This is a genomic window from Mesorhizobium sp. M0152, from assembly GCF_040322415.1.
Lineage (GTDB): Bacteria > Pseudomonadota > Alphaproteobacteria > Rhizobiales > Rhizobiaceae > Mesorhizobium.
This window is the reverse complement of sequence record NZ_JAMYTH010000013.1, coordinates 53,568-67,859: the sequence shown is the minus strand read 5'-3', so window position 1 is coordinate 67,859 and position 14,292 is coordinate 53,568. Positions and strand designations below refer to the sequence as shown.

Here is a 14,292-nt window from a genome sequence, read left to right as displayed (position 1 = left end):
GCCTGTTCCCGCCACCGGGGCGTTGGTCGGATTCCGATTGCTTTTATCGCGTTGTTGTTTTCCACTCGCCCAGTCCCATTGGTCTTGTCCCGTCTGATCGACGCCCGGAGTTTCCCCGATGTCGCCTAAACCCACCTGTCATCTTATTCGCCCTGAAAGCACTTATGAAGGCAAGCAGGGTTTGACCTATTTCGCCGGGATCGCCGCCGAGTCGGTCGGCTCCTCCGGCATATGCATGCACGTGCTCACCATGCCGCCCGGCGCCCGCGCCAAGGCGCACATGCATGAGAGCCATGAAACGGCGATCTATGTGCTCTCCGGCGAAGTCCATACCTGGTATGGTGATCGGCTGGAGCATCATATCGTCGTCAAGGCCGGCGACCTTTTCTATATCCCGGCGGGCGTGCCGCATCTGCCGGCCAATCTCAGCGGCACCCCCTCCTCGGCCGTCATCGCTCGCACCGATCCCAACGAACAGGAAAGCGTCGTCCTTCTGCCGGAACTGGATGCGCTGATAACGTGAGATCGTCGAATTGGGGAAACTGGCCGTCATCGGCACCGGGACACTTCCCCATAGACCGTGCCGTCTTCGTCGGCGATCACCAGCTTCTTGGCGTTCTTCGGGCTGCGCTTGATGGTGAACTGGATCGGCGACTTTCCGTCTTCGCCTTCCGCCTCGCACTCTGCCTTGACGGTCAGCGAACCGTCCGCCTCCTTATGTTTATCTGTGAAGGTGCAGGCGCTGGCGATCGTGATGAAATCGGTGTCGGTCAGGAGCAGCATGTCCTCGGCATAGACTTGCTGGCCATTCTTGTTGATGCAGCCCGACTTGTTGCCATAGGGTTTCGACAGGTCGATCCCTGCCGCCGAGGCCTGGCCGGCAGCCAGAAGAATCGCAGCGGATACCGCAAGATGAACAGCGCGCATGTCAAACCCCTGTCGCCGGAATGCCCGTCCGCTCGACCTTGCGCGGCGCGCTGATCTCTTTCCAGGTCGACAATGCCCGGTTGACCGCCGCGTTCGGCTGACGGCCGATGAATTCGCCGTGCCCCGGCTTGGCCTTGACCTCGGCTTCCTCGATCGACAGTTCGCCGCGCGAGAAGACGAAACGCGGCAGGCCGCTGACCTCGAACCCCTCGAAGACATTGTAGTCGATCACCGACTGCTGCTTTTGCGAGGAAATCGTTTTCTTGCGCTTCGGATCCCAGACGACGATGTCGGCATCCGCGCCTTCGACGATGGCGCCCTTCCTCGGATACATGTTGAGGATCTTGGCGATGTTGGTCGAGGTCACCGCGACGAACTCGTTCATCGTCAGCCGGCCGGTGTTGACGCCCGTGGTCCACAGCACCGGCATGCGGTCTTCGAGCCCTCCCGTGCCGTTGGGAATCTTGGTGAAATCGCCTACGCCGTTCCGTTTCTGCTTGGTGGTGAAGGCGCAATGGTCGGTCGCCACCACCTGCAGCGATCCCGCCTGCAAGCCGGCCCACAGCGAATCCTGGTGCAATTTGTTGCGGAATGGAGGGCTCATGACGCGTCGCGCCGCATGGTCCCAGTCCTTGTCGAAATACTCGCTCTCATCCAGCGTCAGGTGCTGGATCAACGGCTCGCCGAACACCCGCATGCCCTTCTGGCGCGCCCTCCGGATCGCCTCGTGGCTCTGCTCGCAGGAGACGTGCACGACATAGAGCGGCACGCCGGCCATGTCGGCGATCATGATCGCGCGGTTGGTCGCCTCGCCTTCCACTTCCGGCGGTCGCGAATAGGCATGGCCTTCGGGGCCGTTGTTGCCGGCGGCAAGCAGCTTCTGTGAAAGCGCTGCGACGACATCCCCATTCTCGGCATGGACCAGCGGCAGCGCGCCAAGGTCGGCGCAGCGCTGGAACGAGGCATACATCTCGTCGTCGTCGACCATCAGCGCACCCTTGTAGGCCATGAAGTGCTTGAACGAGGTGATGCCCTTGTCGACGACTGTCGCCATCTCGTCGAACACCTGCTTGCCCCACCAGGTGATCGCCATGTGGAAGGAATAATCGCAGGACGCCTTCGAGGTCTTGTTGTCCCACATCTGCAACGCTTCGAGCAGCGACTGCTGCGGCGCCGGCAGGCAGAAATCGACCACCATCGTGGTGCCGCCGGCAAGGGCGGCGCGCGTGCCGGATTCGAAATCATCGGCAGAGTAGGTGCCCATGAACGGCATTTCGAGATGGGTATGCGGATCGATACCGCCCGGCATGACGTAGCAGCCGGTGGCGTCGAACTCGTGATCGCCGTGAAGGTTCGAGCCGATGGCGACAATCTTGCCATGCTGCATCAGCACGTCGGCCTTCCACGTCCGGTCGGCGGTAACGACGGTGCCGTTCTTGATGACTTTGGTCATTTTGTTGTTCCCTTTGTTCTCTTCGCGCTTCTTTGCGAGCGCCGTTCGGAATTCAGATCTTGAGCTCACTCCACGATGACGGCGGTCTCCACCACCGCGTGGAACAGCACGTCGGCGCCGGCCGCCGCCCATTCCTTGGTGATCTCCTCGGCCTCGTTATGGCTCAACCCATCCACGCAAGGGCACATCACCATCGCGGTCGGCGCGACGCGGTTGATCCAGCAGGCGTCGTGGCCGGCGCCGGAGACGATGTTGCGGTGCGAATAGCCGAGCCGGTCGGCGGCATCGCGGATCGCCTTGACGCAGCCCTCGTCGAAGGTGACCGGGTCGAAATGCCCGACCTGTTCGATCTCGTATTTGATGTCGAGCGCATCGCAGATCGTGTCGATGCCTTCACGGATGCGGCCGTCCATCGCATCCAGTACTTCCTTCTCCGGCGAGCGGATGTCGATGGTGAAAACGGTACGACCGGCAATGATGTTGCGTGAGTTGGGATAGACCTCCATATGGCCGACCGCGCCGACGGCATCGGGCTGGTAGTCCATGGCGATCTCGTGCACCAGCTCCGTCACCCGCGCCATGCCGAGCCCCGCATTGCGGCGTTTGGGCATCGGTGTCGAGCCGGTATGCGCCTCCTTGCCGGTCAGCGTCACCTGCAGCCATTTCAGCCCCTGACCGTGGGTGACGACGCCGATGTCGATGCCCTCGTCCTCGAGGATCGGGCCCTGCTCGATGTGCAGTTCGAAGAAAGCGTGGATCTTGCGATCGCCGACCTTCTCGGTGCCCTTCCAGCCGATGCGCTCAAGCTCCTCGCCGAACTTCTTGCCATTCTTGTCGGTGTGCTCGTAAACGTCGGCCTGATCGAGCACGCCGGCGAAAACGCCGGATGCCATCATCGCCGGCGCGAAGCGCGCGCCTTCCTCGTTCGTCCAGTTGGTGACGACGATCGGATGTTTTGTCTTGATGCCGAGTTCGTTGAGCGAGCGCACGATCTCCAGACCGCCCAGCACGCCAAGCACGCCGTCATATTTGCCGCCGGTCGGCTGGGTATCGAGATGGCTGCCGACATAGACCGGCGGCAGGCTGGGATCCGCGCCTTCGCGGCGGGCAAACATGGTGCCCATTTCGTCGATGCCCATTTCGAGCCCGGCCGCATCGCACCAGCGCTTGAACAGCTGCCGGCCTTCGCCGTCCTCGTCGGTCACGGTCTGACGATTGTTGCCACCGGCAATGCCGGGACCGATCTTCGCCATTTCCATCAGCGAATCCCACAAACGGTCTGAATTGATTCGCAGATTCTCGCCGGGTGCGGCCATTCAAAACCTCATCGATTGCGGGGCGTCCCCCTCCCCCTCGAGGGGAGGGTGGCCGCGAAGCGGTCGGGTGGGGTCGCCGAACATACGCTCCACCTTCTCCTTGACCACCTGCGCGACATGCCACGCGTTGTTTATGACATCGGGCTCGTCAACACGGAAGATATCGAACCCGAGCGATCGCAGATAGGCATCGCGGACGGCATCGTGATGTTTGCCGTTCTCGTGTTCATGCAGATCGCCATCCACCTCCACCACCAGCTTCACGGCGAGGCGAGAAAAATCGACGATGTAGGGGCCGATCGGACACTGCCGGCGGAACTTGATGCCAGCCGACTTCAGCTCGCGCAATTCATACCACAGCAGGGATTCGCCCTTGGTCGCGTGAATTCGAAGCGCGCGCGCCTTCTGGCGCATTTCGAAACTCACGCGGGTACGGGGCATCAGCAGCAACCTCGCGGCAAAAGATCAGGCCGGCGCCCCGTCGCACCGACCCCACCCGGCCGCTTCGCGGCCACCCTCCCCTCGAGGGGGAGGGATATCCGCGCCCAGATATTCAATCGATCGACCTCAGCACATCCCGCACATGGTCGATCAGTTCGTTGATCTGGCCCTTGGTGATGATCAGCGGCGGCGACAGCGCGATGATGTCGCCGGTGGTGCGGATAAGCGCGCCGCGCTCGAACGCCTTGACGAAGGCCGAGAAGGCACGCTTGGTCGGCTGCCCGGCGATCGGCGCCAGCTCAATCGCGCCGATCAGGCCGATGTTCCTGATATCGATGACATGCGGCTCGCCCTTCAGCGAATGCAGCGCATCTTCCCAATAGGGCGCCAGCTCCTCGCCACGGGTAAGCAGGCCCTCTTCCTTGTAGGTGTCGAGCGTACCCAAGGCTGCCGCGCAGGCGATCGGATTGCCCGAATAGGTGTAGCCGTGGAAGAACTCGATCATGTGCTCGGGGCCGGTCATGAAGGCGTCGTGGATCTCCTTCTTCACGAACACCGCGCCCATCGGGATGACGCCGTTGGAGACGCCCTTGGCGGTGGTCATGATGTCGGGCGTGACGCCGAAATAGTCGGCCGCGAACGGCGCGCCGAGACGGCCGAAACCAGTGATGACCTCGTCGAAGATCAGAAGGATGCCGTGCTTGGTGCAGATTTCGCGCAGCTTCTGCAGATAGCCTTTCGGTGGCAGGATGACGCCGGTGGAACCGGCGACCGGCTCGACGATGACCGCGGCAATGGTCGAGGCGTCATGCAGGGCGACGATGCGCTCCAGTTCGTTGGCGAGCTCCGCGCCATGTTCCGGCACGCCCTTGGAGAAGGCGTTCTTCTCCGGCAAATGCGTGTGCGGCATGTGATCGACGCCACCGAGCAGCGTGCCGAACATCTTGCGGTTGGTGACGATACCGCCGACCGAGATGCCGCCGAAATTGACACCGTGATAGCCGCGCTCGCGGCCGATGAGACGGGTGCGTGAGCCCTCGCCCCTCACGCGGTGATAGGCGATCGCCATCTTCAACGCGGTCTCGACCGATTCCGAACCGGAATTGGTGAAGAACACGTGGTCCATGCCCTTGGGCGCGACGTCGACCAGCCGGTTGGCCAGTTCAAACACGATCGGATGCCCCATCTGGAAGGCCGGAGCGTAGTCGAGCTCGGCGGCCTGCTGCTGGATTGCCTCGGTGATCTTGGGCCGGCAATGGCCGGCATTGACGCACCAGAGACCGGCAGTGCCGTCCAGCACTTTGCGGCCATCGCTGGTGGTGTAATGCATGTCCTTGGCGGCCACGAACATGCGCGGCGCCTGCTTGAACTGCCGGTTTGCCGTGAACGGCATCCAGAATGCGCTGAGATCGTTCGGCGTGACTTTCAGCCGGTTGGACATGACCAAGACTTCCCCTTGTAACCTGTTTCGGTGCGTCCAACGCTTGGTCTTTGCCGCGCTTTCGTGCTACGCAAATTTTTGACCGATTGGACAAACGTTAGCACCGCCCTGTCGGCGGTCAAGGGATTACTAGCGGAAATGCGGCACCTGAAGTGCGTTCCACAGGCTAGGGAAAAACTGGTCCAGAGAATTGGTCCAGATGACCATAAACGCGAGGGCCCGCCACGGTGAACACCGGCACGGAGGCCCCTCGCCGAACCCGCATCCAGCAGGAAAAGCGCGAGCTCATCCTGGAGGCCGCGCTCGAAGTGTTCTCCACCCATGGTTTTCGCGGGTCGACCATAGACCAGATCGCCGAAGCCGCCGGCATGTCGAAGCCGAACCTGCTCTATTACTTCCGCCGCAAGGAGGACATTCACGAGACGTTGATGCAACGCCTGCTCGACACCTGGCTGGCGCCGCTGCGCGAACTCGACGACATCGGCGATCCCATGACCGAGCTCAGGAGCTATATCAGGCGCAAGCTTGAGATGGCGCGCGATTTTCCACGCGAAAGCCGGCTGTTCGCCAACGAGATCCTGCAAGGCGCGCCACGCATCATGCCGCTGCTGGCGGGCGAGTTGAAGACACTGGTCGACGAGAAAGCCGCCGTCATCAAGGGCTGGATGCGTGCCGGCAAGATCGCCCGCACCGATCCCTGGCACCTGATCTTCTCGATCTGGGCGACGACGCAGCACTATGCCGATTTCGACGTCCAGGTCCGTGCCGTGCTGGGACCGAACCGCGGCGGCGACGGCCGTTTCGAGGACGCCGCCCGCTTCCTGGAGCAATTGTTCCTCGACGGGCTGAAGCCGAAGAGCTGACCCGTCAGGCGCTGCGCCGTTCGGCCGGCAGCGCGTCCAGCAATGTCTGTAGCTTGGCGACCGAGTTCTGTTCGGTGAGCGGCGTGTAGACGATCAGCTTCATGTCCGAGCCGTCGTCGATCGAAAAGCTCATATGCTCGAATGTCATGGCGCCGGCGCTAGGGTGCCTGACATGCTTCACCCCCGACAATCGGCGTGCGACATCGCGCTGCGGCCACCAATCCCGGAATTCCGGGCTCGAACGCGTCATCAGATCGATCAACCGCTCAAAATCCGGATCGCCGACATATCTGGCGCTCTCGGCCCGGAACGAGGCAAGCACGGTGCGCGCCAATTGTTCCCAGTCGACCAGCAGGCGCCGGTGGTGCGGATTGGTGAATACCATGTGGACGATGTTGCGGGCGTCCCCCTCAAGCAAACCATAGTCGCCGAACACCGCCACGGCCGCCGGGTTCCAGGCCAGCACATCCCAACGCCGGCCGATCACATAGGCCGGCTGCAGGACGAGGCTTTGCAGCATGTGCAGCAACGGGCCGTCGACCTTTTCCGGCGTCACGGCACGACGCTCCGGCTGCTGGCGGCCTGCGAGAGTGAAAAGGTGCTGCTTTTCGGCGGCATCGAGACGCAGCGCCTCGCCGAGTGCAGTCAGAACTTCAACCGAGGGTCGCACGTCCCTGCCCTGTTCCAGCCAGGTGTACCAGGTCGTGCCGACGCCGGCGATCATCGCCACTTCCTCGCGCCGAAGCCCCGGCGTGCGCCGCCGCAATCCGGTGGCGATGCCCGTCGCCGAAGGCGTCAATCTCTCGCGGCGCGAGCGCAGGAAGGCACCGAGCTCGCGCTTGCGGCTGTCGTCGGCGGAGTGAGCGGGGGCAGAACGAGGCTGGGAATCCATGGCTCGATTATAGCAGTATTGATACCAGGATAAAGTTAGAACTGTTTGGCGCGCGTCCGCTGTCCCATTTTTCGTTCGGAGCGACGAAAATGGAGGCTCCGAACATGGATCTGAAAGACAAGACAATCCTCATCACCGGCTCGACCGACGGCGTCGGCCGCGTCGTCGCGCAAAGGCTCGGCGCCGCTGGCGCCCGTGTCCTGGTGCACGGACGCGACGCGGCGCGCGGCAAGGCCACCGTCACGGAGATCGAAGCCGCCGGCGGCAAAGCCGATTTTCTGGCCGCCGACCTCGCCTCGCTGGCGGAGGTGCGCCGCCTCGCCGAGACCGTGCGCGCCAGGACGGACCGGCTCGACATCCTCATCAACAATGCCGGCATCGGCACGGCAGGCACCAAGAGACAGGTCAGCGCCGACGGTTACGAACTGCGCTTCGCGGTCAATTACCTCGCCGGTTTTCTGCTGACGTCGGAGCTTCTGCCGTTGCTGAAGTCCAGCGCTCCGGCGCGCATCGTCAATGTCGCATCGGCCGGCCAGCAGGCGATCGACTTCAGCGACGTCATGCTGACCCGTTCCTATGACGGCGTGCGCGCCTACTGCCAAAGCAAGCTGGCGCAGATCCTGTTCGCCGTTGATCTGGCTGAACAGCTGAAAGGCAGCGGCGTCACCGTCAACGCCTTGCATCCGGCGAGCTACATGAACACGACCATGGTCCGGCAGGCAGGTGTGACGCCTTGGAGTTCGGTCGAGACCGGCGCCGACGCCATCCTCAACCTCGCCACCTCGCCTGATCTTGAAGGACGCAGCGGCCTCTATTTCGACGGCCTGCGTGAATCCCGCGCCGACGCTCAAGCCTACGACGCCAACGCAAGACAGCAATTGCGAGCCTTGAGCCTCGATCTCGTCGGCAACGCAATATCGAACCCGTCAACATCGAAGGAAGAACATTCATGACTGACAAGATCGAACACACAGTCGTCATCGGCGGCTCGTCCGGCATCGGCCTGGCGACAGCGCGCAAGCTGCTTGGCCCAGGCATGAAGGTGACCATCACCGGGCGAAACCAGGACAAGCTCACCAGCGCCTGGAAGAGCCTTGGCGGCGCCGCCGAAAAGGCTGCGTTCGATGCCGGCAAGCCGGACGAGGTCCGCCGGTTCTTCGAGCGCCTCGGCCCATTCGATCACCTGGTTCTGGCGGCGAGCGGCGGCAAGGGCCTTGGCCCGTTCGAGACTCTCGACCTTGCCGACATCGGCAGCGGCGTCGACGAGAAGGTGCGGCCGCAACTGTCCTGCCTGCAGGCCGCCTTGCCGACGTTCAACAAATGCGGCTCGGCCACCTTCATCTCCGCGGTCTCGGCTCAGCTTGCGATGCCGGGCGTCACCGGCATCGCCGCCATCAACGGCATGCTGTTGACCGTGGCGCCGATCCTGGCTGTCGAACTGAAGCCGTTGCGCGTCAACGTCGTCGCGCCTGGTGTCATCGACACGCCCTGGTGGGATTTTTTGCCGGACGAGCAAAGGCAGGCTGTCTTCGCGGAATATGCCGGCAAGACGCCGGTCGGCCGCATCGGCCGCGCCGAGGACGTCGCCTCGGCAATAGCCTTTCTCGTCTCCAACGGCTTCATGACCGGCCAGGTCCTGACCTGCGACGGCGGCCTGCGGTTTGCGGCGTAGCCTTCAGAGCGACTGGGCGATCAGCGTCAGAAAGCCACCGCTCAGTGCTACATTGCCAACAAAACCATTGATACGCGACGCACGCTCCTGTCCCTGATGGTCCCAGAAATTGTGAAACATCGGCGTGGCGACGATCAGGAACAGCACCAGCACTGCCGCAGCGATCGCGGTCCACAGGCCTGCGATCACCAGCATACCGGCAATGATCTGGACCACGATGCCGGCCCACAATGCCAGCCGCGCCTGCGGCACACCGCGCGCGGCTATCAGCCCAGTCAGGAAGGCCGCGTTCTGGATATTGCGCAGGCCGGCGAAGACAAAACCGCCACCGAGCAACAGGCGGCCGAGAAACGACAAGGCAGTGGGCAAATCCGCAGGCATCAAACGCTCTCCCTTTGAAAATAATGGGAGCGCCGCCTCCCTCGGCGGCGCTCCCATCGCGACCGATCAATCAGGCGGCCTTGGCCGTCGACATCGGATGAATGGCCTGGAAGGGGATGCAAAGCCGGTTCCAAGTGTTGATCATGCCGAGCGCCACGGACAGCTTGACCAATTCCTCCTCCGAGAAATGCTCGAGCGTGCGGGCATAGAGTTCGTCCGAGACACCGTTGTCGGCGATCTTGGTCACCGCTTCGGTCCAGGCCAGGGCGGCGCGCTCGCGCTCGGAAAACAGAGGCGATTCCTTCCAGGCCGACACCAGATAGAGACGCTGCTCGGTCTCGCCGTCGCGCCTCGCCTCGCGGCTGTGCATTTCGACGCAGAAGGAGCAGCCGTTGATCTGCGAGGCCCTGAGCTTGATCAGGTGCAGCAGGCTTACCTCGAGCCCGCATTCGTCGACTGCCTTGTTGAGCGCCGACACCGCTTTCATGATCTCGGGTGCCTTGGCGAAGAACTGGAGCCTCTGTTTCATCGTTTTTCCTTTCACGCTTGCTTGGTTGAACTGGATTTCTGCCGCCGCTGGTGGCGCTCGGTGAAAGCGCAGCTTGCCGCGACGGACCGCGGATCGGCGCCTTTCACGAAGTCCGCCACGATATCGGACAGCCTGACCTCGGCCAGCGCCGCGCGATAAGCGCGCTCCGCCTTCAGCATCGCCGCATTGATGCCGCACGGCCTGACATAGGCCGACGCAGCGAGTTTCGTCGGGCCGCGCTGGCGGATCTCGCCACAGCGGAAAGCCGGCTCGCGCCCTTCGACCGCGAGCACGATGTCCAGCAGCGTGATGCGTTCGGCCGGCTTCGCCAGCCGGTAACCGCCCGCCGGCCCAGGCACCGATTCCAGGATGCGTGCCACCGTCAGCATGTTGAGATGCTTCAGGAGATAGCTCGGCGACAGGCCGAACGCCTCCGCCAGCGCAGCGCCCGGCATGGTGCTGTCGCCATCGACGCTTGCCAGCGTGGCCGCGCAATGGATGGCCGCTTCGACGCCATCGCCCAGTTTCATGGTACCGGTTCCTAATTCATGGATGTTATGTATCCTGGATAATTCTTATCTGCAATAGGCAAAAAAGAACGACGCCCGAAGGCGCCGCTTTTTTCGTCGATAGGCGCGCCCCTATTCCGCCGCCACCTTGGCCATCGGGTTGTTCGGGTGCGTCGTCCAATTGGCGTAGATCGGCGACACCGGCTTGCCGGTGCGCTGGTCCATGACGCCGGCCGCCAGCGGCTCCATGGTGATGCAGTTCTCGACCGGGCAGACGTTGACGCACAGATTGCAGCCAACGCATTCGGCCTCGATCACCTCGAAGTGCCTGACGCCGTCGACCATGCTGGTGATCGCCTGGTGCGAGGTGTCCTCGCAGGCGATGTGGCAGCGGCCGCACTTGATGCAGGCGTCCTGGTCGATATGCGCCTTGGCGATATAGTTGAGGTTGAGATATTGCCAGTCGGTGACGTTGGGCGTGGCACGGCCGACGATGTCGTCGAGCGAGGCATGGCCCTTCTCGTCCATCCAGTTTTCCAGGCCGGCGATCATCTCCTGCACGATCTTGAAGCCATAGGTCATCGCCGCCGTGCACACCTGCACGTTGCCGGCGCCGAGCGCCATGAATTCGGCCGCATCCCGCCAGGTGGTGATACCGCCAATACCGGAAATCGGCAGCCCCCGCGTTTCGGGATCACGGGCAATCTCGGCCACCATGTTCATGGCGATCGGCTTCACCGCTGGGCCGCAATAGCCGCCATGCGAACCCTTGCCGTCGATGGTCGGCATCGGCGCGAAACTGTCCAGATCGACGCCGGTGATCGAGTTGATTGTGTTGATCAGCGACACCGCGTCGGTGCCGCCGGCATGCGCTGCCCGCGCCGGCTTGCGCACATCGGTGATGTTCGGCGTCAGCTTGGTGATGACAGGCATGCGGGTGTTCTGCTTGCACCAGCGCACCACCATTTCGATATATTCCGGCACCTGGCCGACAGCGGCACCCATGCCGCGCTCCGACATGCCGTGCGGGCAGCCGAAATTGAGCTCGATGCCGTCGGCCTCCGTCTCCTCGACCACCGGCAGGATCGCTTTCCAGGCCTCCTCGACGCAGGGCACCATCAGCGAGACGACGATGGCGCGGTCGGGCCAGTCCTTCTTGACCTGCTTGATCTCGCGCAGATTGACCTGCAGGTCGCGGTCGGTGATCAGCTCGATGTTGTTGAGGCCGAGCAGGCGGCGGTCGGCGCCCCAGATCGCGCCATAGCGCGGGCCGTTGACGTTGACCACCGGAGGGCCTTCCTCGCCCAGCGTCTTCCACACCACGCCGCCCCAGCCGGCCCTGAAGGCGCGCACGACGTTGTAGGCCTTGTCGGTCGGCGGCGCCGAGGCCAGCCAGAACGGATTTGGCGATTTGATGCCGACGAAATTGTTTCTGATATCTGCCATGCTCATGCCCTCCCGTTCGAGGTCAGCGCCCGATTGATGCTCTCCGCCGCGTCGCGGCCTTGCGCAACGGCCGAAACCGTCAAGTCGTCGCCGCCGAAGATGCAATCGCCGCCGGCCCAGACTTTCGCCAGCGAGGTGCGTCCTTCCCCGTCAACCTTGATGCGACCGCCTTCGAGGTCGATCGATGCCCCGCTGCCGTTGAGCGCGGCCGGGACAAAGCTCTGGCCGATCGCCTTGAACACCTGGTCGGCGACAAGCGTCAGCGTCTCGCCGGTGCCGGCGAGCTTGTCGCCGTCGAGTGCGGTGTATTCCAGTTCGATGGCCGACACCTTGCCGGCTTCGGCAATCACACGCTTCGGCTGAAGCCAATGGCGGATGGTCACGCCGTTTGCCGCGGCCAGATCCTGCTCGAACCCGGAGGCGTTCATGTGCTCCCGGCCGCGCCGGTAGCAGATCGTCACCTCCTCGGCACCAAGCAGCTTCGACTGCACGGCCGCGTCGATCGCCGTCATGCCGCCGCCGATAACGACGACGCGGCGGCCAACCGGCAAACTCGAAAGATCACTGGCCTGGCGCAGTTCGGCAATGAACTCCACCGCATTGGTAACGCCGGCTGCGTCCTCGCCATCGGCGCGTAGCGCGTTGACGCCGCCCAACCCCATACCGAGAAACACCGCATCATAGTTCCGGATCAGGTCCGACAGTTGAAAGTCGCGGCCAAGCGCCCTGCCGTCCTGGATGTCGATGCCGCCAATCGAGGTGACATAATCGACCTCGGCCTGGGCGAAATTGTCGACGCTCTTGTAGGCGGCGATGCCGTATTCGTTGAGACCGCCGGCCTTCGGACGCGCTTCCAGGATGGTGACGTCATGGCCGTGGCGGGCGAGCCGGTGCGCGGCGGCAAGGCCGGCCGGTCCGGCGCCAACCACGGCGACGGTTTTGCCGGTCGGCGTGGCGCGGGGATAAAATTGCTTGTTCTCGGCCATGGCGGCGTCGGTGGCGTAGCGCTGCAGGCGGCCGATCTGCACCGGCTTGCCCTCAGCCACCTCGCGCACGCACACCTCCTCGCACAGGGTCTCGGTCGGGCAGACGCGGGCGCACATGCCGCCAAGGATGTTCTGGTCGAAGATGGTCTTGGCCGAGCCGATCGGATTGCCGGTCGATATCTGGCGGATGAATAGCGGGATATCGATCGAGGTCGGGCATGCGTTCATGCACGGCGCGTCGTAGCAGAAATAGCAGCGGTCGGACTCGACCAGCGCCTCGTGATGATCGAGCGGCGGGTGCAGGTCGGAAAAATTGTCCGCATACTGGTCTGCCGGGAGCCGGCCGCCGGCAATGCCTTCCCTATACTGGCTTTCTGGCATCGTCAGTTCCCCATGTTTTCATTTTGGGGAAGGCTAGCACATCTTGTTTTTTTATCAATTGGTCAATTTTCCGGGTAGCTTTGAAAACCCTTGATAAAAATATGATCTTTTCGCTCAACTTAACGACAGACAACGGATTGACCATAGCGCGGCCACGTCCTGTTCTCGTCACACTCCGCGCCGATTGTCGGATTGCTGTCTCGAAGATCGTCCTAGGATGGATCGAACAACGATCGATGCATGAACCGGTGAGGAGACCGTCAATGCCAAAATCCCCAATGCCTTTCTTCTGGTACGAGTTGATGACATCAGACCTCGACGCCGCCGAGGCATTCTACACCAAAGTAGTCGGCTGGACGGCGCAGCCTTTCGACAAGGCTCCCGGCATGCCGCGCTATATCGTCATGAATGTCGGCGAGCGTGGCGTCGGCGGCCTGATGACGATGCCCGAGGACGCCGCCAAGATGGGCATGTCGCCCGCATGGCTCGGCTATATCCATACCAGGGATATCGATGCCGCGACGAAATCGCTGAAGCAGGCCGGCGGGGCCGTGCATCGGGAGCCCGACGACATTCCGGGCGTCGGCCGCTTCGCCGTCGTCGCCGATCCGCAAGGCGCGACCTTCATGTTCCTGCAGCCGAACGGGCCCGACCAGCCGGCCGTGCCGGCCAGCACGCCGGGCCATATCGGCTGGCACGAGCTCTACACAACCGACTGGAAGGCGGCGTTCGATTTCTATTCCAGCCAGTTCGGATGGACCAATGCCGGCGATTTCGACATGGGGCCGATGGGAACCTATCAAACCTTCGCGGCCGGCCCCGAATCCGGCGGCGGCATCATGAACAAACCCGAACAGGTTCCAGTACCGGTCTGGCAGTTTTATTTCAACGTGACCGCCATCGACGCGGCGGCCGAACGCGTAACTGACAATGGCGGCAAGATCCTGATGGGGCCGATGGAGGTCCCCGGCGGCAGCTGGATCGTGCAATGCCAAGATCCGCAAGGCGCCCACTTCGCCTTGATGGCGCCCAAACGGTAAGAGGTTCAACGTCGC

General features: G+C 63.0%; 16 protein-coding genes. 5 read left to right on the top strand and 11 right to left on the bottom strand.

What is annotated here, in order from left to right:
• Positions 1 to 118: 118 nt before the first annotated feature.
• Complete coding sequence (locus NKJ26_RS15525; protein WP_352600801.1) at positions 119 to 523, top strand: cupin domain-containing protein; 405 nt, start codon at positions 119 to 121, stop codon at positions 521 to 523.
• Positions 524 to 549: 26 nt separating this feature from the next.
• Here NKJ26_RS15525 and NKJ26_RS15520 read toward each other — a convergent pair whose 3' ends face one another.
• The 5 genes from NKJ26_RS15520 to aptA form a co-directional block, all read right to left on the bottom strand.
• Positions 550 to 927: a hypothetical protein gene (locus NKJ26_RS15520; RefSeq protein WP_352600799.1), complete on the bottom strand. Its 378-nt coding sequence runs from the start codon at positions 925 to 927 to the stop codon at positions 550 to 552.
• Position 928: 1 nt separating this feature from the next.
• The gene (gene hydA, locus NKJ26_RS15515; RefSeq protein WP_352696069.1) at positions 929 to 2,380 is read right to left on the bottom strand and encodes a dihydropyrimidinase; all 1,452 of its coding nucleotides are present in this window, start codon (positions 2,378 to 2,380) and stop codon (positions 929 to 931) included.
• 65 nt (positions 2,381 to 2,445) lie between these two features.
• On the bottom strand, positions 2,446 to 3,696 hold the full coding sequence (locus NKJ26_RS15510) for a Zn-dependent hydrolase (RefSeq protein ID WP_352696068.1): 1,251 nt from the start codon (positions 3,694 to 3,696) through the stop codon (positions 2,446 to 2,448).
• A complete protein-coding gene (locus NKJ26_RS15505; protein WP_352696067.1) occupies positions 3,697 to 4,137 on the bottom strand; it encodes an endonuclease domain-containing protein in 441 nt (146 codons plus the stop codon).
• A 112-nt stretch (positions 4,138 to 4,249) separates the two neighbouring features.
• The gene (gene aptA / locus NKJ26_RS15500; protein WP_352696066.1) at positions 4,250 to 5,578 is read right to left on the bottom strand and encodes an omega-aminotransferase AptA; all 1,329 of its coding nucleotides are present in this window, start codon (positions 5,576 to 5,578) and stop codon (positions 4,250 to 4,252) included.
• Positions 5,579 to 5,805: 227 nt separating this feature from the next.
• On the opposite strand from aptA, the gene NKJ26_RS15495 reads away from it, so the two are divergent.
• Positions 5,806 to 6,441, top strand: coding sequence for a TetR family transcriptional regulator C-terminal domain-containing protein (locus tag NKJ26_RS15495; RefSeq protein WP_352696065.1), 636 nt, complete (start codon positions 5,806 to 5,808; stop codon positions 6,439 to 6,441).
• 4 nt (positions 6,442 to 6,445) lie between these two features.
• Here the strand turns inward: NKJ26_RS15495 and NKJ26_RS15490 are convergent, their stop codons facing one another.
• A complete protein-coding gene (locus NKJ26_RS15490) occupies positions 6,446 to 7,333 on the bottom strand; it encodes a helix-turn-helix transcriptional regulator (RefSeq protein WP_352696064.1) in 888 nt (295 codons plus the stop codon).
• A gap of 104 nt (positions 7,334 to 7,437) precedes the next feature.
• Here NKJ26_RS15490 and NKJ26_RS15485 point away from each other — a divergent pair, with 104 nt between their 5' ends.
• Together NKJ26_RS15485 and NKJ26_RS15480 are read left to right on the top strand one after the other, a co-directional pair.
• Positions 7,438 to 8,286, top strand: coding sequence for an SDR family oxidoreductase (locus NKJ26_RS15485; protein WP_352696063.1), 849 nt, complete (start codon positions 7,438 to 7,440; stop codon positions 8,284 to 8,286).
• Positions 8,283 to 9,005: an SDR family oxidoreductase gene (locus NKJ26_RS15480; RefSeq protein ID WP_352696062.1), complete on the top strand. Its 723-nt coding sequence runs from the start codon at positions 8,283 to 8,285 to the stop codon at positions 9,003 to 9,005. The genes NKJ26_RS15485 and NKJ26_RS15480 overlap by 4 nt, the downstream gene beginning before the upstream one ends.
• A 3-nt stretch (positions 9,006 to 9,008) precedes the next feature.
• Here the strand turns inward: NKJ26_RS15480 and NKJ26_RS15475 are convergent, their stop codons facing one another.
• The 5 genes from NKJ26_RS15475 to NKJ26_RS15455 all read right to left on the bottom strand — a co-directional run bounded on the left by NKJ26_RS15475 (position 9,009) and on the right by NKJ26_RS15455 (position 13,237).
• Positions 9,009 to 9,386, bottom strand: a complete 378-nt coding sequence (locus tag NKJ26_RS15475; protein ID WP_352696061.1) for a DoxX family protein — start codon at positions 9,384 to 9,386, stop codon at positions 9,009 to 9,011.
• Positions 9,387 to 9,456: 70 nt separating this feature from the next.
• Entirely contained in the window at positions 9,457 to 9,915 is a 459-nt protein-coding gene (locus NKJ26_RS15470; protein WP_352600781.1) for a carboxymuconolactone decarboxylase family protein, read from the bottom strand.
• Positions 9,916 to 9,926: 11 nt separating this feature from the next.
• Complete coding sequence (locus tag NKJ26_RS15465) at positions 9,927 to 10,445, bottom strand: RrF2 family transcriptional regulator (RefSeq protein ID WP_352696060.1); 519 nt, start codon at positions 10,443 to 10,445, stop codon at positions 9,927 to 9,929.
• 111 nt (positions 10,446 to 10,556) lie between these two features.
• Positions 10,557 to 11,870: an NAD-dependent dihydropyrimidine dehydrogenase subunit PreA gene (gene preA / locus NKJ26_RS15460; protein ID WP_352696059.1), complete on the bottom strand. Its 1,314-nt coding sequence runs from the start codon at positions 11,868 to 11,870 to the stop codon at positions 10,557 to 10,559.
• Between the two features lie 2 nt (positions 11,871 to 11,872).
• Entirely contained in the window at positions 11,873 to 13,237 is a 1,365-nt protein-coding gene (locus NKJ26_RS15455; RefSeq protein ID WP_352696058.1) for an NAD(P)-dependent oxidoreductase, read from the bottom strand.
• A gap of 263 nt (positions 13,238 to 13,500) precedes the next feature.
• Here NKJ26_RS15455 and NKJ26_RS15450 point away from each other — a divergent pair, with 263 nt between their 5' ends.
• A complete protein-coding gene (locus NKJ26_RS15450) occupies positions 13,501 to 14,277 on the top strand; it encodes a VOC family protein (protein ID WP_352696057.1) in 777 nt (258 codons plus the stop codon).
• The last annotated feature ends 15 nt before the right edge of the window (positions 14,278 to 14,292 follow it).